Annotated in this window: 21 protein-coding genes; 16 read left to right on the top strand and 5 right to left on the bottom strand. The window is 50.5% G+C overall.

The genetic code is table 11. From position 1 onward, the window contains the following. Positions 1 to 106: 106 nt before the first annotated feature. From ACTHUG_RS00880 to ACTHUG_RS00870, 3 genes are read right to left on the bottom strand one after another with little or no spacing between them, the layout of a single operon-like run. Complete coding sequence (locus ACTHUG_RS00880) at positions 107 to 1,477, bottom strand: XcbB/CpsF family capsular polysaccharide biosynthesis protein (protein ID WP_440385931.1); 1,371 nt, start codon at positions 1,475 to 1,477, stop codon at positions 107 to 109. A 1-nt stretch (position 1,478) separates the two neighbouring features. After that, a complete protein-coding gene (locus ACTHUG_RS00875) occupies positions 1,479 to 2,918 on the bottom strand; it encodes an AMP-binding protein (RefSeq protein ID WP_049349323.1) in 1,440 nt (479 codons plus the stop codon). A 3-nt stretch (positions 2,919 to 2,921) separates the two neighbouring features. Beyond that, positions 2,922 to 3,152, bottom strand: a complete 231-nt coding sequence (locus tag ACTHUG_RS00870) for an acyl carrier protein (protein ID WP_003747973.1) — start codon at positions 3,150 to 3,152, stop codon at positions 2,922 to 2,924. A 221-nt stretch (positions 3,153 to 3,373) separates the two neighbouring features. Here ACTHUG_RS00870 and galE point away from each other — a divergent pair, with 221 nt between their 5' ends. The 11 genes from galE (at position 3,374) to ACTHUG_RS00815 (ending at position 17,130) form a co-directional block, all read left to right on the top strand. Then, positions 3,374 to 4,390 carry a UDP-glucose 4-epimerase GalE gene (gene galE / locus ACTHUG_RS00865; RefSeq protein ID WP_440385930.1) on the top strand — a complete coding sequence of 339 codons (1,017 nt, stop codon included), beginning with the start codon at positions 3,374 to 3,376 and terminating at the stop codon, positions 4,388 to 4,390. A 116-nt stretch (positions 4,391 to 4,506) separates the two neighbouring features. Beyond that, on the top strand, positions 4,507 to 5,574 hold the full coding sequence (rffG, locus tag ACTHUG_RS00860) for a dTDP-glucose 4,6-dehydratase (protein WP_440385929.1): 1,068 nt from the start codon (positions 4,507 to 4,509) through the stop codon (positions 5,572 to 5,574). A gap of 73 nt (positions 5,575 to 5,647) precedes the next feature. After that, positions 5,648 to 6,514, top strand: a complete 867-nt coding sequence (gene rfbA, locus ACTHUG_RS00855; RefSeq protein ID WP_440385928.1) for a glucose-1-phosphate thymidylyltransferase RfbA — start codon at positions 5,648 to 5,650, stop codon at positions 6,512 to 6,514. A gap of 53 nt (positions 6,515 to 6,567) precedes the next feature. Further along, positions 6,568 to 7,110: a dTDP-4-dehydrorhamnose 3,5-epimerase gene (gene rfbC, locus ACTHUG_RS00850; RefSeq protein WP_440385927.1), complete on the top strand. Its 543-nt coding sequence runs from the start codon at positions 6,568 to 6,570 to the stop codon at positions 7,108 to 7,110. Between the two features lie 55 nt (positions 7,111 to 7,165). Then, positions 7,166 to 8,287, top strand: a complete 1,122-nt coding sequence (locus ACTHUG_RS00845; protein WP_315611309.1) for a stealth family protein — start codon at positions 7,166 to 7,168, stop codon at positions 8,285 to 8,287. A gap of 44 nt (positions 8,288 to 8,331) precedes the next feature. After that, positions 8,332 to 10,356, top strand: a complete 2,025-nt coding sequence (locus ACTHUG_RS00840; protein WP_440385926.1) for a capsular polysaccharide biosynthesis protein — start codon at positions 8,332 to 8,334, stop codon at positions 10,354 to 10,356. A 136-nt stretch (positions 10,357 to 10,492) separates the two neighbouring features. After that, on the top strand, positions 10,493 to 11,752 hold the full coding sequence (locus tag ACTHUG_RS00835) for a capsule biosynthesis protein (protein ID WP_440385925.1): 1,260 nt from the start codon (positions 10,493 to 10,495) through the stop codon (positions 11,750 to 11,752). 362 nt (positions 11,753 to 12,114) lie between these two features. Continuing rightward, a complete protein-coding gene (locus ACTHUG_RS00830) occupies positions 12,115 to 13,521 on the top strand; it encodes a tetratricopeptide repeat protein (protein WP_440385924.1) in 1,407 nt (468 codons plus the stop codon). A gap of 216 nt (positions 13,522 to 13,737) precedes the next feature. Continuing rightward, positions 13,738 to 14,952 carry a sodium/glutamate symporter gene (gene gltS / locus ACTHUG_RS00825; RefSeq protein ID WP_315611313.1) on the top strand — a complete coding sequence of 405 codons (1,215 nt, stop codon included), beginning with the start codon at positions 13,738 to 13,740 and terminating at the stop codon, positions 14,950 to 14,952. Between the two features lie 105 nt (positions 14,953 to 15,057). Next, complete coding sequence (locus tag ACTHUG_RS00820; protein ID WP_049349307.1) at positions 15,058 to 16,080, top strand: lysozyme inhibitor LprI family protein; 1,023 nt, start codon at positions 15,058 to 15,060, stop codon at positions 16,078 to 16,080. 54 nt (positions 16,081 to 16,134) lie between these two features. After that, a complete protein-coding gene (locus tag ACTHUG_RS00815) occupies positions 16,135 to 17,130 on the top strand; it encodes a S49 family peptidase (RefSeq protein WP_070837155.1) in 996 nt (331 codons plus the stop codon). A 192-nt stretch (positions 17,131 to 17,322) separates the two neighbouring features. On the opposite strand, the gene pdxA is transcribed toward ACTHUG_RS00815, so the two are convergent. Beyond that, positions 17,323 to 18,327 carry a 4-hydroxythreonine-4-phosphate dehydrogenase PdxA gene (pdxA, locus tag ACTHUG_RS00810; RefSeq protein WP_440385923.1) on the bottom strand — a complete coding sequence of 335 codons (1,005 nt, stop codon included), beginning with the start codon at positions 18,325 to 18,327 and terminating at the stop codon, positions 17,323 to 17,325. Positions 18,328 to 18,482: 155 nt separating this feature from the next. Then, complete coding sequence (locus tag ACTHUG_RS00805) at positions 18,483 to 19,013, bottom strand: cytochrome b (protein WP_440385922.1); 531 nt, start codon at positions 19,011 to 19,013, stop codon at positions 18,483 to 18,485. Positions 19,014 to 19,245: 232 nt separating this feature from the next. On the opposite strand from ACTHUG_RS00805, the gene ACTHUG_RS00800 reads away from it, so the two are divergent. The 5 genes from ACTHUG_RS00800 (at position 19,246) to ptsP (ending at position 24,012) form a co-directional block, all read left to right on the top strand. After that, on the top strand, positions 19,246 to 20,775 hold the full coding sequence (locus ACTHUG_RS00800; RefSeq protein WP_440385921.1) for an ABC transporter permease: 1,530 nt from the start codon (positions 19,246 to 19,248) through the stop codon (positions 20,773 to 20,775). Positions 20,776 to 20,885: 110 nt separating this feature from the next. Next, positions 20,886 to 21,449 (top strand): hypoxanthine-guanine phosphoribosyltransferase, encoded by a 564-nt coding sequence (locus ACTHUG_RS00795; RefSeq protein ID WP_188212847.1) that lies wholly within the window; start codon positions 20,886 to 20,888, stop codon positions 21,447 to 21,449. Positions 21,450 to 21,506: 57 nt separating this feature from the next. Further along, positions 21,507 to 21,935, top strand: coding sequence for a PTS sugar transporter subunit IIA (locus tag ACTHUG_RS00790; RefSeq protein WP_003747942.1), 429 nt, complete (start codon positions 21,507 to 21,509; stop codon positions 21,933 to 21,935). A gap of 44 nt (positions 21,936 to 21,979) precedes the next feature. Beyond that, entirely contained in the window at positions 21,980 to 22,249 is a 270-nt protein-coding gene (locus ACTHUG_RS00785; RefSeq protein ID WP_003747940.1) for an HPr family phosphocarrier protein, read from the top strand. Continuing rightward, positions 22,249 to 24,012, top strand: coding sequence for a phosphoenolpyruvate--protein phosphotransferase (gene ptsP, locus ACTHUG_RS00780; RefSeq protein ID WP_440385920.1), 1,764 nt, complete (start codon positions 22,249 to 22,251; stop codon positions 24,010 to 24,012). The genes ACTHUG_RS00785 and ptsP overlap by 1 nt, the downstream gene beginning before the upstream one ends. The last annotated feature ends 71 nt before the right edge of the window (positions 24,013 to 24,083 follow it).

The raw sequence follows: 24,083 nt of genomic DNA, 5'->3' as shown, positions 1-24,083 counted from the left end.
GATGTAAGTTAACCTGATAAAGGCCGTCTGAAAGAGATATTTTCAGACGGCCTTTACTATTGGATAACTGCACTAATCAAATTCTACCATCCATTTACTTCAGATCTTAATTCAAATTAATGTCTGAATCAGTGATATGAATTCCTAACAACAAATTATTAATAATGGTATGTATTAAAAATGAAGCATTACTTGGAAAATCAGTATGTTTCCGGATTTTCTCAAAATCAAATTCATATAATACGATTGCCGGCAAAGATCGTTTAAGTTCTTTTATATCTGGATAAAACTCCGAAACCTTAGCAGAGGAAATAACCACTTGATTATCAAAATTATGATTAATTCTAGTAGGTAGTTCTTTAAATGTTTCTATAATTGGTTTGCGGATTGAATTTAAATACAAAGGATCCTTACCTTTATAGTAATTATGGTTACCTAAAAAAGGATCAATAGCAAAAGTTTTATACTCCCCAAGCAATCCATGATAGATTGCACCAGTACCTCCTGAAGAGTACCCTGAAATTATTATATTTTCCTTTTCTACTCCATAAATATTCATTAGGCTCTTGATAAAACGCTGAATATTATCTTCAATATTTTCATCAAACTTAGTATTTAAACCATGACTACCAAATGCATCAGCTACATCAGCCACACGAATAATATAGGTATTAGGCATAATACTATTAGCAATAAATGGAAATGGATGACTATAATACCTATCTAGCATATTTTCATTACTTTTATGCGTATACGAAAATAATACTAATAGGTTCTTCTTATTAGAGTTAATGGATTTAGGTGCTTCAACAGTATAAAGTACATTTTCCAACTCATGGAAAGAGTCTGGGAAATAAGCCAAAAGATCTTTATAACTGTGCTTATTCACACGACGGAACACACTTACGCCCATTTTGTGTTCAACAGCTAAAAAGCCTCTATTATTTAGCTCATAAACATAATCACTTAGACCATGATTCCGAGCATAGCTTAGGAAAAACTCATTACTGTCGCCTTTAACACCGATGTATTCAACTTCCGGCTTATTCAAGTATTCGGCTAAGTTAATGCCTTTATGTTTTTCAACATTCAAGATGTAGCACAGTTCGCTGCCAAGATAAATGGAAGTAACTTCTAAAATCTCACTAAATTTATCCTCGATTTTTGCCCAATCGGCTTCAGCAAATTTAAAAGACAATACTGTCTTTTCTTGATTAACCGATTGTGGGTAACTTCCATAAACTTCTGAAATATATTTCAGGAATTTTGGAAAAATAGAAATTTTAGAAACTTTGCTCTTATTACGCTCAATAAAGTTAAAAGTTTGCCCTGATGTTGAATAGCTGATGCTGACAAAATAGTCGTTCAACAGAAAATCGAACACTATACTTTGATTGTTATAAATCCAAGCGTTAACCTTTTGAGGATCAATCTTGGCTTTTCGTAAGATGTTTTGCTGAATTTTATATAAATCCATTTTATAAACCCTGTTGATATTTTTCCAACAATGCTTTTTTGTCGGTTTTGTGGTTGGTGCTGACTGGAATTTCATCAATGTGAATAAATTCAGACGGCATCATGTAAGACGGTAAATTTTGTACTAATGCGTCTTTGATCGCCTGAGTATCTGCACTTTGCTTGGCTGTATAGAAACACACCAAACGCAATACTGCGCCTGTGTTGCGTTTCAAAGCCACTACTGCCACATTATCAAAGGCAAATTCCTTAAGGTTAAGGATTTTTTCTTCAATTTCTGAAAGTTCGATACGGTAGCCATTGAGCTTAATCTGCTCGTCTTTACGGCCTTGTACATAGAACAATCCATTTTTTTCAAAACCGTAGTCACCTGTTTTATAAGTACGGTTATCTGCACTGTGTACGACCAAACGTTTGGCATTTTCAGTTTCGTTGTTCAGATAGCCACGCATCACATGGTTACCGCTAATCCAAATCTCTTCGTCAACAATCTCTAATTTGGAATTAAGCACGGCAACGCCTACAGGCAACTCTTCTTCTGCCGCCAGCATATCAGGTGTGATATCAACGTAAGTTGTTGCTACAGTAGCCTCAGTCGGACCATAGGTATTGATAACACGGACACCGGGAAATTTTTGAAAAATCATATTTACTACCGGTTTGCCAAGTTTTTCGCCACAGAACAAAAATTCTTTCAAACTCGGTAAAGTAGCCTGACTACATTTAGGGTTAAGCAGCTGCTGCATGGCAAAAGAAGGCGTGGAAACCCAAGTAGTAATTTGTTGTTTGGCCAAAAAATCAATCCAGGTGGCAGGATTAGAAATAGCATCACGACTGTTCATGACAATACAACCGCCGTAAGCCAAGTTGCCAAAGATTTCGTACATTGACAAATCAAACGCAAACGGAGCCTGATTCATGAATACATTAGGTGCGGCTAAATTAAGCTGCTCTTTCATCCATTTCATCAGGTTGAATACAGCTTCACGACCGATTTGCACACCCTTAGGTGCGCCGGTTGTTCCTGAAGTAAACATGATGTAAGCCAAATCTTTTTCAGCCAGCTCTACTTCTTCGTCAGTCTGCTTTTCAAAAGTTTGCGTTGCCGAACGGTACACAAAGCGTGCTTTCGACAGTTGGCAGATATTGTTCAGACGGCTTTCAGGATAAATACTATCCACCGGAATAAAAGGGATTTTGTTTAATAAGCAGGCATAAATTGCCACTGCAAAATCAATTTCTTTATGGCCGTGCAACACCAAAGGAATGTTTTTGGTAATATCTGCTATGCTTTTGTAAGCCTCGATAAATGTGGCTATTTTTACGCGCAACTCTTCCCAAGAACATTCCTGAGTATCATTAACTAACGCTTTTCCCGAAGTTTGGTTGAAACGGTATTCCAAAAAATCATCAAGATTTTGGAATTCATTTAATTGTTTCATGATTTAGCCTTTGTAATTATTTTCAACATATTGAATGATATTGGCTGAATTTGCCAAAATATCAACCAGTTGCTCAAACGGCAAATCAACATCAAATTTTTGTTTGATGGCCATAACCAAATCCATTGCGCTCACGGAATCAATAAGTCCTGTAGACAACAATTCTTCATTTGCTGACACTTGTTTTTGTGCAACTTGTGAAATCAACGCCAAAACTTCGTTAGATACTGACATGGTAAGATCCTTTTATTAAAATTGAAATGATAACGCTTTGCACCCTGTGCATAACACTGTGATTATCCCATATTTTTTTACTTTTCAGGTAACTAAATATACAATATCCAAATAAAGCAATCCCTCTTTGGCAACATTTACATCAGGCCATCTGAAAGCGTTTGTATTTTCAGCCAACCGGTTTCACGACTTCCAAACACAATTTTAATTAAGGAAAACCAATGACTATTCTTATTACCGGCGGTACCGGTTTTATCGGTTCTCATACCGTTGTTTCCCTGTTGAAATCAGGCTTTAATGCCGTGATTTTGGACAATTTGTGCAATTCGTCTGCCAACATCCTCCCACGCTTGGAAAAGATTACCGGCAAGTCTGTGCCTTTTTACCAAGGGGATATCCGTGATCGTGAAGTGTTGCGTCAAATCTTTGCAGAACACGATATTGATGCCGTCATTCATTTTGCCGGCTTGAAGGCAGTCGGCGAAAGCGTGGCCGAGCCAATGAAATACTATGACAACAATGTGTCGGGCAGCTTGGTTTTGGCTGAAGAAATGGCACGTGCCGGTGTATTTAAGATTGTGTTCAGCTCATCGGCTACGGTTTACGGCGATCCGGGCAAAGTGCCTTATACGGAAGATATGCAACCGGGGGATACGACCAGCCCTTACGGCACGTCTAAGTCTATGGTGGAGCGCATTTTGACGGATATCCAAAAGGCCGATCCGCGTTGGAGCGTGATTTTGTTGCGTTATTTCAACCCTATCGGTGCGCATGAAAGCGGTTTGATCGGCGAGCAGCCAAACGGTATCCCAAACAATCTGCTGCCTTATATCTGCCAAGTGGCTTCAGGCAAGCTGCCGCAATTGTCGGTTTTCGGCAACGACTACCCTACTCCCGATGGTACGGGTATGCGCGACTATATCCATGTGATGGATTTGGCGGAAGGCCATGTGGCGGCGATGCAGGCAAAAAGTGATGTTTCGGGCGTACACCTGTTTAATTTGGGTTCTGGACGTGCTTATTCGGTATTGGAAATCATCCGTGCCTTTGAGGCGGCCTCCGGCTTGACCATTCCGTTCCAAATCAAACCGCGTCGTGATGGCGATTTGGCCTGTTTCTACGCCGATCCTGCCTACACCAAAGCACAAACCGGTTGGGAAACCAAACGCGATTTGGCGCAGATGATGGAAGACTCATGGCGTTGGGTCAGCAACAACCCAAATGGCTACGACGATTAAGTTGACCTGATACGGGCCGTCTGAAAGAGATGTTTTCAGACGGCCTTTTTATCTGAAAAACACACATTCTGTCTGCTATAATCCGTTTATATTATTTTGACTATCCTCTGAAACTTATGAAAAAAATCCTTGTTACCGGCGGCGCGGGCTTTATCGGTTCTGCCGTTGTCCGTCATATTATCCAAAACACCCAAGACTCTGTCGTCAATGTCGATAAGCTGACTTATGCCGGCAATTTGGAATCTTTGACCGAGGTAGCCGATAATCCTCGCTATGCTTTTGAGCAAGTGGATATTTGCAACCGAGCCGAACTCGACCGCGTATTCGCACAACACCAGCCGGATGCCGTGATGCACTTGGCAGCGGAAAGTCATGTCGACCGCTCAATCGATTCGGCAGGCGAATTTATCCAAACCAATATCGTTGGCACATTCAATCTGCTTGAAGCGGCCCGCGCCTACTGGCAACAAATGCCGTCTGAAAAGCGCGAAGCCTTCCGCTTCCACCATATTTCCACCGATGAAGTCTATGGCGATTTGCACGGCACGGACGATTTGTTTACCGAAACCACGCCCTACGCGCCATCCAGCCCCTACTCTGCCTCTAAAGCGTCCAGCGACCACCTCGTCCGTGCATGGCTGCGCACCTACGGTTTGCCGACCATCGTAACCAACTGCTCCAACAACTACGGCCCTTACCACTTCCCGGAAAAACTCATTCCATTGATGATTCTGAACGCGCTCGACGGCAAACCGCTGCCCGTGTACGGCGACGGGATGCAAATCCGCGACTGGCTGTTTGTCGAAGACCACGCGCGCGCGCTGTATCAGGTTGTTACCGAAGGCATCGTCGGTGAAACCTACAATATCGGCGGCCACAATGAAAAAGCCAATATTGAAGTGGTCAAAACCATCTGCGCCCTGCTGGAAGAGCTTGTTCCTGAAAAACCTGCAGGTGTGGCGCGTTATGAAGATTTAATTACCTTCGTGCAAGACCGCCCCGGCCATGACGTGCGCTACGCCATCGATGCCGCCAAAATCGGCAGGGAGCTGGGCTGGAAACCGCAGGAAACGTTCGAATCCGGCATCCGCAAAACAGTACAATGGTATTTGAACAACAAAACCTGGTGGCAAAACGTATTGAACGGCAGCTATCGTCTGGAACGTTTAGGCACCGGAAAATAAGTTTTCAGACGGCCTGTTCCCATATTAGGCCGTCTGAAAATCACGCAAACACACACTACTCAGGAGAAAACCCATGAAAGGCATCATCCTTGCCGGCGGCAGCGGCACACGCCTCTACCCCATCACGCGCGGCGTATCCAAACAGCTGCTACCCGTGTACGACAAACCCATGATTTACTATCCCCTGTCCGTATTGATGCTGGCAGGAATCCGCGATATTTTGGTGATTACCACACCCGAAGACAACGCCTCTTTCAAACGCCTGCTCGGCGACGGCAGCGATTTCGGCATTTCCATCAGTTATGCCGTACAACCCAGTCCGGACGGTTTGGCACAGGCATTTATCATCGGTGAAGAATTTATCGGTAACGATAATGTCTGCTTGGTTTTGGGCGACAATATTTTCTACGGCCAATCGTTTACGCAAACATTGAAACAGGCCGCCGCCAAGACCCACGGCGCAACCGTATTTGGTTATCAGGTCAAAGACCCCGAGCGTTTCGGCGTCGTCGAATTTGACGAAAACTTCAACGCCCTGTCTATCGAAGAGAAACCGCAACAGCCCAAATCCGATTGGGCGGTAACCGGCTTGTACTTCTACGATCAACGCGTCGTCGAGTTCGCCAAACAAATCAAACCGTCCGCCCGCGGCGAATTGGAAATTTCCGACCTCAACCAAATGTATTTGGAAGACGGTTCATTGTCGGTGCAACTTTTGGGACGCGGTTTCGCATGGCTGGACACCGGCACCCACGAGAGCCTGCACGAAGCCGCTTCATTCGTCCAAACCGTGCAAAACATCCAAGACCTGCAAATCGCCTGCCTGGAAGAAATCGCTTGGCGCAACGGTTGGCTTTCTGATGAAAAACTGGAAGAGCTGGCGCGCCTGATGGCGAAAAACCAATACGGCCAATATTTGCTGCGCCTGTTGAAAAAATAATGTTTGAGGCCGTCTGAAACTTTTCAGACGGCCTTTAGATGAAAGATAAAACGATGAACATCATTGATACTGCCATTCCTGACGTAAAACTGCTTGAGCCCCAAATCTTCGGCGACGCGCGCGGCTTTTTTATGGAAACCTTCCGCGACGAGTGGTTCAAAACCCAAGTCTGCGACCGCACCTTCGTGCAGGAAAACCACTCCAAATCCAGCAAAGGCGTATTGCGCGGCCTGCACTATCAAACTGAAAACACACAAGGCAAACTCGTGCGCGTGATTGTCGGCGAAGTATTCGACGTAGCCGTCGATATGCGTAAAGACTCTCCCACGTTCGGCAAATGGGTAGGCGAGATCTTGTCCGCAGAAAACAAACGCCAACTGTGGGTACCCGAAGGTTTCGCTCACGGCTTCTATGTACTGAGCGACGAAGCCGAGTTCGTCTATAAATGCACAGACTATTACAACCCAAAAGCCGAACACTCGCTGATTTGGAATGATCCGACCGTCGGCATCGACTGGCCGCTGCAAGGCGAGCCGAACCTGTCGCCTAAAGACTTGGCAGGCAAAGTATTGGCCGAAGCCGTCACGTTTGAATGACTTCAAAACATAACAGAATCAAATGTTTCTATTTTGTAGTATTAGAAAGTTTCAAATGAATTTAAATAAAATTAGAAAATTTTTTAGAGAGCCCCATATTTTCTTTAGGGATTTTCTAAATAAACGCTTTCCTCCTTATAATGTAGAACAGCCTATTCCTGAAACTGAAGAATTTACTCTGATCAATGCAGATGCTAATCTTGCATCACTCACAGAAAATGTTTTGCCAAACTTTCCCATCGATGTTGTTTTTACTTGGGTCGACAATACCGATAAAGCATGGCAAGAACAGTATTACCGTACCCTGCAGCCCATTGATCAGAAAGATATCGGCCTGTATGCGACCGACCCTGCCCGCTTTTCCAACCATAATGAACTTTTTTATTCAGTACAGGCCGTACAGAAGTTTATGCCGTGGGTCCGCAATATTTTTATCGTAACGGCGGATCAAAAACCTAAATGGTTAGATGAAAACACCCATTCTAAAATTAAATTAATCAATCATTCGCAAATTATTGATGCCAAATACTTACCAACGTTCAATTCCCACGTCATTGAAGCAAACTTATATAAAATTCCAGATTTAAGTGAACATTTTATTTATTTCAATGATGATGTTTTCGTTGCAAGACCACTGACACCTAACCACTTTTTTGAAAATAATGGCTTGGCTTCCCTATTTGTTGCCAATAAAAGTTTTCAAAAAATGCGTCAACGGGGTCTAATCACACCAACATTGACCGCATCAGAACACGCATTAAAGCTCTTAAAAAGACATTATCCGACAATTAATATCAATACACCGTTGGTACATACTTACGTTCCACTACGGAAAACATCCTTTCAAAAAGCATGGTCATTATTTGAAGATGAAATAAATTCTTTTCTAAATAACAAGGTGCGCCATAATTCTGAACTTAATATGGCCAGTTTCTTGGTACCCTGGTTGATGTATCTTGACGGATATGCCACACCGAAACGTGAAATTTGCTACTATTTCAATATACGCAGTTCACACGCCCAGACTCAATATAAGAAATTGTTATTCAAGAAGAAATACCTTCATATGCCCCACTCCTTCTGCATTAACGATTCAAGCAGTAATAATGCGGATAAAAACTATGCCCTACATTTCCGAAATTTTATGGACACTTACTTTGAAATAGAGGCAGAATAAATTCTTACATTAATGATATTTGATAGATAACATAATAATTTAAAATGATTTTTTCAACATTCGGCCTATTTAGACAACGTCTCTTGCTAACCAAATTTTTAGATAAAATTTCAACGGATAAGACCGCATTATTTTGGGGCAAGAAACATCCCAAACGCAGAAAATTAGCACATATCTTAAGATTGCCCCTGCTCAATCTTGAAGACGGCTTTTTACGTTCAGTCGGACTGGGCGTCTCCGGTTATCCGCCCTACTCCATAGTCTATGACGACCTCGGCATCTACTACGACACCACCCGTCCTTCGCGTTTGGAACAACTGATTCTCGCTGCCGATACCATGCCGTCTGAAACCTTGGCTCAGGCGCGGCAGGCGATGGATTTCATCCTGCGACACCACCTATCCAAATACAACCACGCGCCCGAACTTTCAGACAATCATCCTTTACGTTCCCCATCCAAACCTGAAACCGTCCTCATCATCGACCAAACCTTCGGCGATATGGCCATCCAGTATGGCGGCGCAGACGCCTCTACGTTTGAACTGATGTTTCAGACGGCCTTGAATGAAAACCCGCAAGCCGATATCTGGGTTAAAACCCATCCCGATGTTTTGTGCGGCAAAAAACAAGGCTATCTGACCCAACTGGTGCAGCAACACCGCGTCCATCTTTTGGCAGAAGACATCAATCCGATTTCTTTGTTGCAAAACGTCGATAAAGTTTATTGCGTTACCTCGCAAATGGGTTTTGAGGCGCTTTTATGCGGCAAACCGCTGACCACCTTCGGCCTGCCGTGGTATGCCGGATGGGGCGTAAGCGACGACCGCCATCCTGAAATCAACCGCCTTGTTCAAACCCAACGTCGCGCCCCCCGCAACTTGCTACAGCTCTTCGCCGCAGCCTATCTGCAATACAGCCGCTACCTCAACCCCAATACCGGCGAAGCAGGCAGCCTCTTTGATGTCATCGACTATCTGGCGACGGTCAAACGCAAAAACGACAAATTGCGTGGCGAATTGTATTGCGTCGGCATGTCTTTGTGGAAACGCGCGGTTGCCAAACCGTTCTTTAACGTACCCTCATGCCGTCTGAAATTTATTTCCTCCACCCAAAAACTGGCCGGGGTTAAACTGTCCGACGATGCACGCATCCTTGCCTGGGGCAACGGCAAAGAGGCCATCGTCCGTTTTGCCGAACAACGCCACATCCCCCTGCTGCGTATGGAAGACGGCTTTATCCGTTCGGTCGGACTCGGTTCTAATTTAGTCCCGCCGCTGTCGCTCGTTACCGACGATATGGGCATTTATTTCAACGCCGAAACCCCGTCCCGTCTTGAACATATCCTGCAAAACCAAGACTTCGACAATCAAGACTTTCAGACGGCCTTGAAGCTGCAAAAAATGCTGACCGAAAACCACATCAGCAAATACAACGTCGGCAGCTCGAACTTTACCGCCCCATCAACCGACAAAACCGTAATCCTCGTTCCCGGCCAGGTTGAAGACGATGCGTCTATCCGCTACGGTTCGCCCAAAATCTACCGCAATCTGGATTTGCTCCGTACCGTACGCGAACGAAACCCCGACGCCTATATCATCTACAAACCGCATCCCGATGTAGTCAGCGGTAACCGTATCGGCCATATCTCCCCTGAAGATACGGCACGATATGCCGACCAAACCGCCGAACAGGCCGACATCCTGACTTGTCTCCAACACGCAGACGAAGTTCACACCATGACTTCGCTGACCGGTTTTGAAGCCTTGTTGCGCGGCAAAAAAGTCAGCTGCTACGGCCTGCCTTTTTACGCAGGCTGGGGGCTTACCCAAGATCTGCTTCCCATTCCGCGCCGCAGCCGCAGGCTTGAGCTTTGGCAGCTGATTGCAGGCACGCTCATCCACTATCCCGACTACATCCACCCCGAAACCCATCAGGCCATCAATGCGGAAATCGCAGCCCAAATCCTGATACGACAAAAAAATATGCAAAAAAACAACAACGGATTACATCGCGGGTACTTTTCCAAAAAATTAGGTAAAATCAAACAACTATATCGATCTTTTAAATAAATGCCATCAAAATTAACAATACGTCATAAACCGGCTTCAATTGCGGCATCATTGCTTTTGCATCGTTAATACGCTTGGCGTATGCTTAAAAATTCAACCCAAAACTATTACACAAAAAACAAAATCACATTGCGACATGAAACAGCCCGTCCTCCAAAACAACCTGCAAAACTTACTTGAAAGCGCAGAAAACATCCTGCTGCTTCAAGGCCCTGTCGGCGATTTTTTTCAGCGCCTCGCCGGCTGGCTGACCGCAAACGGCAAAACCGCGCATAAATTCAACTTTAATGCAGGCGACGACTATTTTTATCTGCCCACTCAAGCTCATACCGTTGTTTTTAACGACAGCTACGATGCCTTTCCTGAGTTTTTGCAAGAATACATCGTTCAACATCACATCCAGGCGGTTGTCTGCTTTGGCGACACACGCCCTTATCACGTCATCGCAAAACGCATTGCAAACGAAAACCAAGCCAGTTTCTGGGCGTTTGAAGAAGGCTATTTCCGCCCCTACTACATCACCTTAGAAAAAGACGGCGTCAACGCATTTTCTCCGTTGCCACGCCGTGCCGACTTTTTTCTGGAACAATTCCCCAAACTGGCCCGGCAAGAATACAAAGCGCCGACACCGGTACGCGGCGGGTTTACGCCTATGGCCAAAAATGCCGTCCGTTACTATATCGAATTGTTCCGCAATCCGAACAAGTACCCGAACTACATCCACCACCGCGCATCCAATGCCGGCCATTACCTCAAACTGTGGTCAATCTCCATCCTCAAGCGTTTGAACTACTATATTGAAGACATCCAAATCGCCAAACGCGTGGAGGCGGGCAAATACGGCAAGTTTTTTATTGTTCCCTTGCAGGTATTCAACGACAGCCAAGTCCGCATCCATTGCGACTTTTCCAGCGTCCGCAGCTTCCTGCTCCATGTTTTGGCCTCCTTTGCCGCACACGCGCCTGCCGATACCAACCTCATCATCAAGCATCATCCGATGGACCGCGGCTTTATCGACTACTCGCGCGACATCAAACGCTTTATCAAAAAACACCCCAAACTCAAAGGCCGTATCACTTACGTCCATGATGTCCCCCTGCCCGTTTTCCTACGTCACGGCCTCGGCATGGTTACCATCAACAGCACCAGCGGCCTGTCCGGCTTGATCCACAACATGCCAGTCAAAGTCCTCGGCCGCGCCCATTACGACATTCCCGGCATAACCGACCAAAATACCTTGGCAGAATTTTGGAATCATCCGACGCCGCCTGACAGCGACCTGTTCCATGCCTACCGTATGTACCACCTCAACGTAACCCAAATTAACGGCAACTTCTACAGTCAGGTGTTTTTCCCCAACAAAAAAACCTCCGACTCTTCCACTCCGACAACCTGACTTAGCAAAAATAATTCAGGCCGTCTGAAAAACATTTCAGACGGCCTGAAACAATCAACATCCCAGCCGCCGTCATGGTAAACAAACCATAAAAAACCGCATTTATCATTAACAATAAATTACAAAAACAGTATAATGACCGAGCTGTCATGAACGCATGCCGACTCAAGCCGAAAGCTTTGTAACGCACTGAATAGAGATGTTTTCCCAGGAAAATAATACAACAAGCCAAACATCTTTAAAGGCAGGCCGCTAAGGCAACTGCAAAACTGTGCCGAGCCCTATTTTTTTACAAAGCCATCGACCGGCATTGCCGCCTATATGCCGCAGCACCCGTCTTCCACTTTATCCACCCGCAAACCATGACCGCCGCTCCTGAAATCCTCTACCGGCAAGCCGCCGCCCTTTTGGAACAATCCCATACCGCCCAAGCCCTGCCCCTGTTGCAACAGGCGGCAGAGCAGGGTTATGCGGAAGCTGCTTTCGTATTGGGCAACCATCTGCTGCAAAACGGCCAACCGGAGCAGGCACTTTCATGGTTGGAAGCCGCCGCGGTCCAACGCCATCCCAAAGCACTCTTCTCCCTGCTGCAACAGCGCGAACACAACGGCACCCCGACCGGACAGCTTCTTAACGAATACGCCTGGCTGGGTGAGCAGGGGCACCCAGAAGCCCAATTAATCCTCATGCGTTACCACGCGCAACGCAACGATCCACAATCACTCTACTGGGCGGAGCTTTCCGCCGCCCGATATGCCGCGCCCGCGTATTACCATCTGGCACGCCATCATCAACGCCAAGGCGACTTTGCGACAGCCGTCGAACAATACGAAAAAGCGGCCGCCCTCGGCGTGACTGCCGCCTGTTGGCAACTCGGTCAAATCTACTTCTACGGCACAGGTATCAGCCCCGACCACGCACAAGCCGAACAATACCTCGAACAAGCCGCGCAAGCCGGCCACATCGCCGCACAAACCCTGCTGGCCGACCTTCTTGCCGCCCAACGCCGACCCGAAGCCTTGGAATGGTATCGTCGTGCCGCCGACAAGGAACAAGCGGAAGCTCAAGCCAAGCTGGCCCAATACGCCCTGACCGGCGAACTTTCCGAACGAGACCCGTTCCAAGCGGCACGCTACGCCAAAGCCGCCGCCGAGAAAAACCATCCCGAAGCCTTGAAAATCATGGGCGACCTCTACCGCTACGGCCTCGGCATCAAAGCCGACAACCATGTCGCACATGATTACTACCACCGTGCCGCCGCGCTGGGTTCTGCCGCCGCCGCACAAAAACTCATCAGCGATGCCGCGCTGTACCATCCGCAACAATACGAACAAATCAAAACAGCCGCCCTGCAACAGCAACAAACCGAGACTGCATACCGTTTGGCGGAAGCACAAGCCCGCGCCATCGGCCGTCCTGCCGACTACAATGCCGCGCGCAAAAATTACATGGAAGCGGCCGAGTTCCATCATAAAAATGCGGCGGCGGCCTTAGGCCGCATCTACCATTACGGCCTCGGTACGGCGCAAGACCCTCGTGCAGCCGCCCACTGGTACGCCATCGCTGCCGAACAAAACCACCCTTCCGCCCAATACCACCTCGCCTGTTTCTACTATCACGGGCAAGGTGTAAGCTGCCATGTTCCGACTGCCTGCTACTGGCTGCAGGCCGCCATCGGCAACGGGCATACCTCGGCCGGGTTATTAACATCCCTCTTAGAACAATGGCGCCGCGAAGCGCATCATGCCATCGGGGAAAAGGCCGTCTGAAAAGATTTACACACGCATTTTTTGACAATCTTTAACTATTCCCCTAATATTTGCCAGTTATTTTTCACGGACAAGCCATCGTTTTCATTTCTTTCCGGAAACACCTTGTCCGCGCATCAATACCATGACACTCGGCGGATAACGCCAAGCGTTGAAACACACTACATCCGGAAAGAAACGGATACTCGGAAAAACATTTCTAGGAGGTGAAACAACATGGAATGGGAATTCAACAGTTATTACACACTGATTGCCGCCACGCTCGTGTTGCTGGTTGGTAAATTTCTGGTTCAAAAAATCAAATTCTTACGAGACTTCAATATTCCCGAGCCGGTCGCCGGCGGTCTGGTTGCCGCTATCGTCCTGTTCGCCATGCACGAAGCCTACGGCGTCAGCTTCAAATTTGAAAAACCGCTGCAAGATGCGTTCATGCTTATCTTCTTTACATCCATCGGTTTGAGCGCCGACTTCTCCCGTTTGAAAGCAGGCGGTTTGCCTTTGGTTATCTTTACCGCCGTGGTGGGTGCATTCATCATCGTCCAAAACTTCGTCGGTGTCGGTTTGGCAACAGCATTGAATCTGGATCCACTGATTGGCCTGATTACCGGTTCGATTACCCTGACTGGTGGTCACGGTACCGCCGGCGCATGGGGTCCTGACTTTGAAAGCAAATTCGGCCTGACCGGCGCAACCGGCTTGGGTATGGCTTCCGCCACCTTCGGCTTGGTATTCGGCGGCCTGATCGGCGGTCCCGTTGCCCGTCGCCTGATCAACAAAATGGGTCGCAAACCTCTGGAAACAAACAAAAAACCAGTTGACAACGACCAAACCGACGACGTCTTCGAAAAAGCACAACGTACCCGTCTGATTACGGCTGACTCCGCTGTCGAAACACTCGCGATGTTTGCCGCATGTTTGGCTTTTGCCGAAATCGTCGACGGCTACGACAAAGCCTTCTTCGACCTGCCTAAATTCGTATGGTGTCTGTTTGCCGGCGTGGTCATCCGCAACGTCCTGACTGCAACCTTCAAAGTCAATATGTTCGACCGCGCCATCGACGTATTCGGTAACGCCTCCCTGTCGCTCTTCCTCGCCATGGCCCTTCTGAACCTGAAACTGTGGGAATTGACCGGTCTGGCAGGCCCGGTAACCATCATCCTGGCCGTACAAACCGTCGTGATGATTCTGTACGCAACCTTCGTTACCTACGTCTTCATGGGCCGCGACTACGACTCCGCCGTCTTGGCAGCCGGCCACTGCGGTTTCGGTTTGGGTGCTACCCCGACTGCCGTTGCCAACATGCAGTCCATTACCCAAACTTTCGGCCCTTCGCACAAAGCCTTCTTGATTGTGCCTATGGTGGGCGCGTTCTTCGTTGACCTGCTCAACGCCGCCATCCTCTCCGGCTTCGTCAGCGTCATCAAAGGCTGATACGTCCGACATAGAAAAGCACTTGCCGCATTTACTTGCTGCAAGTGCTTTTGCTATGATAGGCACGTCAGGCCGTCTGAAAGGCCGTCACCTTCAGGAGTACACATGTACAAAAAAACCGCTTCCGTATTGATTTTAAGCACAATTCTGCTTGCCGCATGCAGCAAAGAAGAGCCCAAAGCCGCACTTGATTGCGCCCAACCGGCCACACTGCAAAACATCCGTACCACCATCGAAGACACCCTCAAACAACAAGCGCGCTCCTTCGCCCGCAATGACAACCGCCAATTCGTCGATGCCGACAAAATCATCGCCGCCGGCCTCGAATTAGAAACCCTGCTTGAAGACCCCAAAGAAACCGAAGACGACGGCAAAGCCATCTGCCGCGCCAACCTCAAAATCCGTATTCCCGACACCATCCTCAAAACGGCCATAGACAACAGCCCGCTGATTTACGGCAGCACCCCGTTGGCCGACATGCTCGAACAAAAACTGATGGGCAGCAACCTGACCTTTGAAAACAACACGTTCAGCACCACTCTGCTCTACACCCCCGACAAAGACGGCAAACCGGTTTTCGAAGACAATACCCTGAGTTCCACCGCCCAAACCCTTTCCGCCACCCTGCTGCCCTACGGCGTGAAAAGCATCGTCATGATAGACGGCAAACCCGTGTCCAAAGAGCAGGCCATCAAACTGCTGCAAAACCAAAACACGGAAGAACCGCCCACCCTCAATCCGCAAGACATCCTTGAAAACAACGCCGCCAGCCAGGCTGCCGGCCTGACCGATGACGGCGACGATTCAGATTACGAAGTCCTGCGCCCCGACCATGAAACCCAACGCAACGAGCCGCCCGGCCTCAGCCAAAGCGAACTTGACAACGCGCGCGCGCAAAACCGTCAGGCGGACGGCGAGATCAACGACCTCTGGGGCGGCATGGACAGCGACGTCAAACAACAAATCCTCGGCGAACAACGCGCCTGGATTCAAAGCAAAAAACTCAACTGCCAACAAGCCGCCGCGTCCGCAGACAACGCCGCACAAGCAGAATACCTGCGCCTGCAGTGTGAAACCCGCATGACCCGCGAACGCACGCAATACCTGCGCGGCTATTCCATCAACTAAAACCGATAAGGCCGTCTGAACATTCAGACGGCCTGCACGAAAGCACATCACATCATGCAATACCGAATCCACCGTGAAGGCGATGCCCAAAACACACCCTCTTCAGCCTCCACCCCCATCGACAACTGGGAGCGCAACACCCTGCGTGAAGTTCTCCTCGCCGCCTACCAAGAACAACGCCGCGCCCGCATTTGGCGCAATATCTGGCGCGGCGTCGCCGTCCTCATCTTCCTCAGCCTGATTTTCGGCCTTGCGGAAGAAGAAGGAAAAACCACATCGGTCCAAGCCCGCAGCGAACACACCGCCGTTATCGACCTGACCGGCGAAATCGGCAACGACATCGACGACCAAGTCCAAATCCTGCGCGACAGCATGGAAGCCGCCTACGAAAACGGCAACGCCAAAGCCATCATCATCCGCGCCAACAGCCCCGGCGGTTCGCCTGTCGTGTCCAGCATAGCCTTTAACGAAGTCCGCCGCCTCAAAGCCGAACACAAAGACATCCCCGTTTACCTCGTTGCCGAAGACATGTGCGCTTCCGGCTGCTATTACATTGCCGCCGCAGCCGACAAAATTTATGCCGACCCTTCCAGCATCGTCGGCAGCATCGGTGTGATCGGCGGCGGTTTCGACTTTACCGGCCTGATGGACAAAGCCGGTGTCAAACGCCGTCTGAAAACCGCCGGCAGCAACAAAGGCATGGGCGACCCTTTCACGCCTGAAACGCCGGCACAAACCCAAATTTGGGAAACCATGTTGGGCGATATCCACCAAGAATTCATCAAAGCCGTCAAACTCGGCCGCGGCGCAAGGTTGAAAGACAAACAGTATCCCGACGTTTTCAGCGGCCGCATCTATACTGGCAAAGAAGCCAAACAGGTTGGCCTGATTGACGACTTCGGCAGCATTTACAGCGTTGCCCGCGATGTCGTCAAAGCCCCCGAGCTGGTCAACTACACGCCGCAAGACGATTTCAGCAAAATGCTCAGCCGCCGCTTCGGTGCGGAAGTGAAGGCCAAAGTCAAAGAAACTTTGTCTGAAATTTGGTAAACCAAAAAACTCAAAGGCCGTCTGAAACCCTAAACATCTGGGTTTCAGACGGCCTTGTTATATATGGTTTTTACAATAAAACGCTGATTATTGTCCAAACACTCATCGTCTTTATCAACCAACAGGCAAATATTTCCTGATGATGCTCTTACAGGAACACTTTACGCCGACAAACAATCAAACCTCCACGCTTCAGACGGCCTGTTTCTGCATATTGTGCGCCATATCGAGCGCGGCGCGGACAGCGGTCATCAGGCTGCCGGAATCGGCTTTGCCCGTGCCTGCCAAATTCAAGGCCGTGCCATGATCGACGGAGGTGCGGATAAAGGGCAGGCCGAGGGTAATGTTCACGCCTTCGCCGAAACCGGCGTATTTGAGCACAGGCAACCCTTGGTCGTGATACATGGCGAGGACGGCATCGGCATCTTTAAGCAGGAAGGGTTGGAACACGGTATCGGCCGGATAAGGGCCGCGCGCGTCTATGCCTTCGGCCTGCAGGGCATGAAGCGCCGGAATAATGGTGTCGATTTCTTCGTGTCCCAAATGACCGCCTTCGCCGGCGTGGGGATTGAGGCCGGTAACAAGGATAACCGGTTTGGCTATGCCGAACTTATGGCGCAGGTCGTGTTCAAGAATGCGGACAACCGACTCGATTAAAGGCTTCGTGATGGCGGCGGAAATGTCTTTCAGCGACAGATGGGTGGTCACCAATGCCACACGCAGGCCGCCGCCGGTCAACATCATGACGACTTGTTCGGTATGGCTTTTTTCGGCGAGGTATTCGGTATGGCCGCTGAAAAAGCCGTTGCCTGCGTGGGCATCGTTGATGATGCCTTTATGCAGCGGCGCGGTCACCATACCGGCAAACAGGCCGTCTGAAATGCCCTGATACGCCGTATCCAGCAGCCGGAGCACATACGCGGCATTGGCAGGATTGAGTTCGCCCGCCCGACATTCGGCAGCTAAAGGAATATGCAGGACTTCGAGTTCGCCCTTGGGCAACGGATCGGCCGCTTGGGCTTGGAAATCGCGCAGGATAACGGATTTGCCGAGCTGTTCGGCCCTTTGCGCCAACAGGTTTTTATCGCACAAAACAACGGGGCGGCAAGGAAGGTCGGCGAAAGCCAAATCAAGGCAGATGTCGGGGCCGATGCCGGCCGGTTCGCCGGAAGTGATGGCGAGGATGGGAGCAGTCATGGTGTTTCTCGGTATGGTTTACAGTATTTAGACAACGTCAGGCAAAATGCCTGCTCTATTTTTGCAGATTAACACAAATACAAAAAGGCCGTCTGAAAACAGTTTTTGCTTGGTCAAACTGTTTTCAGACGGCCTTGTCTGTTTACCGTTTCAAATTAAGAACGACGGCCGATCATGCGGTACAAAACGTCGTGGCCTTGAATGCGGTGGACGACGACCATGGCGATGTGGCCGGCGACCAGCGCGAAGAGCAGCCAGCCGAGTTTGCCGTGCGCCATGTTGCCGAGGTTGGCCATCCATTCGATTTTTTCAGGCGAACCCTGCATCACTTGGACGCCGAATACTTTCAACGGGCCGCGGCCGCTACCGTATTGGCGGATCATGCCGATAACGGGAACGGCAAGCATGAGGACGTAAAGGGCAAGGTGGCCGGCTTTGGCGGCAAAGCTGTCGGCGGCAGGACGTTTGGATGCATTGAGCAAGGCCCAAACAATGCGCACGATAATCACCAGCAGCGTGATGAAACCGATGGATTTGTGTACGCCGAAGAGTGCGCCGACCCATTCTTCGCCGTCATAAATGGTCCAGATGGAGATGGTGGTCAGGATGCCGATGAAACCGAGTACGGTCAGCCAGTGCAATGCGCGCGAGACGGTATCATAGGTTTGGGGGCGTGTAGTGGTCATAATGTTTCCTTATTTTTGATTTATTTGATTTTTTGAAGCGGCGGATTGTATCAAAAATGCCCAACCAATTATATTGCCTTTTTGAAGACATTTCGTAAATGTTTGAAAATTTTGAATAAACATCAGTTTTATCCGTCAGGCTGCCCAGGCCGTCTGAAAACAAGGGCAGGAATACCACCTTCTGCGCCGAACTCGGGCTAAAATAGGCGTTTTTATTCTCGGGTACGCATCGATGCAGGTTTGGATTCGGCGGTGTGCGCTGTTGCTGCTGCCTTTGGGTTTCTTGGCGGTCATGGTGGCCGCGCCTTTGCTGTCGCTGGCGTTTTACGACGGCGAGGGTGCTTGGGCGGAAGTGGTGGCAGACGACTATATGCGCCTGCGCTTGGGCTGGACGGTGGCGCAGGCAGTTTTGACCTGCGTCTTGGTTACAGCTTTGGGCGTGCCTGCGGCATGGGTGCTGGCGCGGATGGATTTTGCCGGACGGCGTATGGTTTTGCGTCTGCTGATGCTGCCTTTCGTGATGCCGACTTTGGTGGCGGGCATGGGCGTGCTGGCCTTGTTTGGCGCACACGGCATACTGGCGGCAGGTTGGCAGGACACGCCGTGGCTGCTGATTTACGGCAATGTGTTTTTCAACCTGCCGGTTTTGGTGCGCTCGGCGTATCAGGGATTTGTGCGTGTGCCGCAGGCGCGGTTGCTCTCGGCGCAATCGTTGGGCGCAGACGCGTGGCGGCGGTTTGTCTGGGTCGAATGGCCGGTGGTGCGTGCATGGGTCGCCGGCGGCGCGTGCCTGGTGTTTTTATATTGTTTTTCAGGCTTCGGGCTGGCCTTGCTGCTCGGCGGCGAGCGTTTTGCAACGGTAGAAGTGGAAATCTACCGGCTGGTGGCGTATGAGTTGGACATGGCGCGTGTGTCGGTGTTGGTGTGGTTGGTGCTGGCGGCTACGGCGGCGGCAGGCGGTTTGTATGCGTATTGGAGCAAGCGTGTGGCGGTGGATAAATCAGTCTCGCCTTTGCCTCCGCGCGCGCCGGTACGGGCTTGGGAAAAATGGCTGACGGCAACGGTATTGGCCATGTTGGTGCTGTGCTGCCTGCTGCCTTTGGCGGCGGTGTGGCTCAAGGCGGCAGCGGCAGGCTCTTCGTGGGCGGTTTTGCTGGAAGCGCAAACGTGGGCGGCTGCGTGGAACACCGTCCGTTTTTCTGCGGCAGCCGTGGCGGCAGCGACGGTTTTGGGCGTGCTGTATGCGGCGGCGGCACGGCAAATGGCGTGGTTGCGCGCGCTGATGTTTTTGCCGTTTATGGTGTCGCCCGTGTGCATCGCGTTTGGTGTTTTGCTGCTCTATCCGCAATGGACGGCTTCGCTGTGGCTGCTGACGGCGACTTATGCGCTGTTGGCGTATCCGTTTGTGGCCAAAGACGTATTGGCCGCGTGGGACGGTTTGCCCAAAGATTATGCTGCGGCGGCGCGCACCATGGGCGCAAACGGTTTTCAGACGGCCTGTTATGTAACCGCACCTTTATTAAAACCAGCTTTGCGGCGCGGCCTGACCTTGGCTTCGGCAACGTGTATCGGCGAATTTGCAGCCACATTGTTCCTGTCGCGCCCCGAATGGCAGACGCTGACCACCTTGATTTACGATTATCTCGGGCGCGCCGGTGCGGACAATTACGGACGGGCGATGGTGTTGACGGCGGTATTGACTGCTTTGGCTTTGACGGCATTTTTGCTGGTGGACGAAGCGGAAGGACAAAAGGCCGTCTGAACGCGTTCGGTTTCAATTTCCTCCCTTCCCATGCGCCATTGCGGCCTGTATCGAAAATTGATTGAATCCGCTATATAATTTGTTTTTAACCGTACCCAACACGACCTATCATGACCGACTTAGAAACCAAACGCCTTGAAACCCAAGCCATGCTGGACAATGCCGACTTGCTGTTTGACCAAGAACAATGCCGCGCGGCCTTGCAAAAAGTTGCCGACGACATTACCCGCGACTTGGCCGACAAATACCCCCTGCTGCTGCCTGTCATGGGTGGCGCGGTGGTGTTTACAGGACAGCTGCTGCCGCTGTTGCGCTTCCCTCTGGACTTTGACTACGTCCACGTTTCCCGCTACGGCGACAAACTCGCGGGCGGCGCGTTCAACTGGAAACGCATGCCCGACCCCGAGCAAATCAAAGGCCGTCATGTCGTCGTTTTGGACGACATCTTGGACGAAGGCCACACCATGGCCGCCATTCAGGAAAAACTGTTGGAAATGGGCGCGGCAAGCTGCCGTGCGGCCGTATTTGCCAACAAACTGATCGACAAAGAAAAACCGACCAAAGCCGACTATATCGGTTTGGACGTGCCCAACCGCTACGTCTTCGGCTACGGCATGGACGCCGCCGGCTGCTGGCGCAACCTCGGCGAAATCTACGCCTTAAACAACAAATAAAACCAAGGCCGTCTGAAAGGTTTTCAGACGGCCTCAAACCAACACTAGGAACACATCATGATCGGCCTGCTTATCATCACGCACGAAACCATAGGCGAAGCCTACCAAGGGCTGACCCACCATTTCTTCCCCAACGGCTTTCCCGAAAACGTCCGTATTCTCGGCGTTCAGCCCAATGAAGACCAAAACGACATCATCAATAACGCCATCGCCGCCTTGCAGGAATTTCCCGACAACCGCGGCGTACTGATCATGACCGACATCTTCGGCGCCACCCCGTGCAACGCCGCACGCCGGCTGGTGCGCGAAAACAAATCCGCCATCCTGACCGGCCTCAACGCCCCGATGATGATTAAAGCCATCCAATACTCATCACAAGCCGAAAACCTCTCCGACTTCACCGAAACCGTCAAAGAAGCCGCCATCCGGGGCATTTTCGCCATTACATCCGCACCCGAAGACCTGGTGTGCAAAGAAAACGGCTAAGGCCGTCCGAAAACATTTACTTTACAAACATTTAGGGGACATCCATGCTCAAACAAGAAATCGAAATCATCAACAAACTCGGCCTGCACGCACGCGCCTCCAGCAAATTCACCCAAACCGCCTCCCAATTCCAAAGCGAAGTCTGGGTTACTAAAAACGGCAACCGCGTCAACGGCAAAAGCATCATGGGCCTGATGATGCTGGCCGCCGCCAAAGGCACCGTGATTGAGCTGGAAACAGACGGCGCAGACGAAGCCGCCGCCATGCAGGCATTGACCGACCTCATTAACGACTACTTCGGCGAGGGCGAATAATGAGCATCGTCCTACACGGTGTGGCCGCGGGCAAAGGCATTGCCATCGGCCACGCCCACCTCATCACGCGCGGCGCGGCGGAAGTTCCCCAATACGACATCGATCCCGACAAGCTCGAGGCCGAAGTCGCCCGTTTTGACAACGCCATCAAAGCCACGCGCAAAGAATTGGAACAATTGCGCAGCGCGATTCCCGAAAACGCCCCGACCGAATTGGGCGCGTTCATTTCCCTGCATCTCATGCTGCTGACCGACGTTACCCTCTCGCGCGAACCCATCGACATTTTGCGCGAGCAGAAAATCAACGCCGAATGGGCATTGAAACAACAAAGCGACAAGCTCGCCGCCCAGTTCGACAGCATCGACGACGACTACCTGCGCGAACGCAAACAGGACATGCTCCAAGTCGTCCGCCGCATCCACAACAACCTTGTCGGCCAAAGCAACGAAATCAACCTCGCCGGCAACCTGTTTGACGACACCGTCCTCATCGCGCACGACCTCTCGCCTGCCGATACCGTACTATTCAAAGAGCAGCACATCACCGCCTTCGTAACCGATGCCGGCGGCCCGACCAGCCACACCGCCATCTTAGGCCGCAGCCTCGACATCCCGTCCGTCATCGGCCTGCACAACGCCCGCAAACTCATCACCGAAAACGAAATCGTCATCGTCGACGGCATCAACGGCGTCCTCATCATCGATCCCGACGAAGTCGTCCTCAACGAATACCGCCGCCTCGCCCGCGAATACCGCAGCCACAAGCGCGAACTCAACAAAATCAAAAAAACCGCTGCCACCACGGCCGACGGCATCAACATTGAGTTGCTCGCCAACATCGAATCCGCCGAAGACATCAAAGCCCTGCACAACTTCGGCGCAGACGGCGTCGGCCTGTTCCGCAGCGAATTCCTCTACCTCAACCGCGACAACATGCCGACCGAAGACGAACAATACGAAGTCTATGCCGGCATCGTCAAAAAACTCAAAGGCAAAAACATCACCATCCGCACCGTCGATTTGGGTGTCGATAAGAATCCGCGCTGGTTCGGCCAAAACAGCACGCCCAACGGCAGCCTCAACCCCGCGCTCGGACTGACCGGCATCCGTTTGTGTCTCGCCGAGCCGGTCATGTTCCGCACCCAAATGCGCGCCATCCTCCGCGCCGCCGCCCACGGCCCCGTGCGCATGATGTGGCCGATGATTACATCCATTTCCGAAGTGCGCCAATGCCTTATCCACCTGGACACAGCCCAACGCCAGTTGACCGAACGCGGCGAAACCTTCGGCCCGGTCAGCATCGGCTGCATGATCGAAATCCCGTCCGCCGCCATGACCGTCGGCAGCATCCTCAAGCTCGTCGACTTCGTTTCCATCGGCACCAACGACCTGATTCAATACCTCCTGTCGGTCGACCGCGGCGACGACAGCGTCAGCCACCTCTACCAACCCGGCCACCCTGCCGTCCTCAAAACGCTGCAACACATCATCCGCACCGCCAACCGCATGGAAAAAGGCGTCTCCATCTGCGGCGAAATGGCCGGCGATACCGTCTTTACCCGCCTATTGCTCGGCATGGGCTTGCGCCGATTCTCCATGAACCCCAACAACCTGCTTTCGGTTAAAAACATCATCCTGCACAGCCACACCGGCCATCTTGAAAACGATGCCGCCAAAATCCTGCGCTGCGAAGACCCGGAAAAAGCCGAGAAACTGATTAAAATCCTCAACCAAAGCGAACAGGCGGAATCACAGGCCGTCTGAATCTCTAAAAAGGGCGTGTTTCGATACACGCCCTTTTTATTTTTCCCCATTTTGGGTTGACACCCGATTCC

The sequence above is a fragment of the Neisseria sp. P0022.S009 genome (assembly GCF_051956675.1).
Lineage (GTDB): Bacteria > Pseudomonadota > Gammaproteobacteria > Burkholderiales > Neisseriaceae > Neisseria.
The sequence above is the reverse complement of the archived record's forward strand: the minus strand, read 5'-3'. Positions and strand labels throughout refer to the sequence as shown.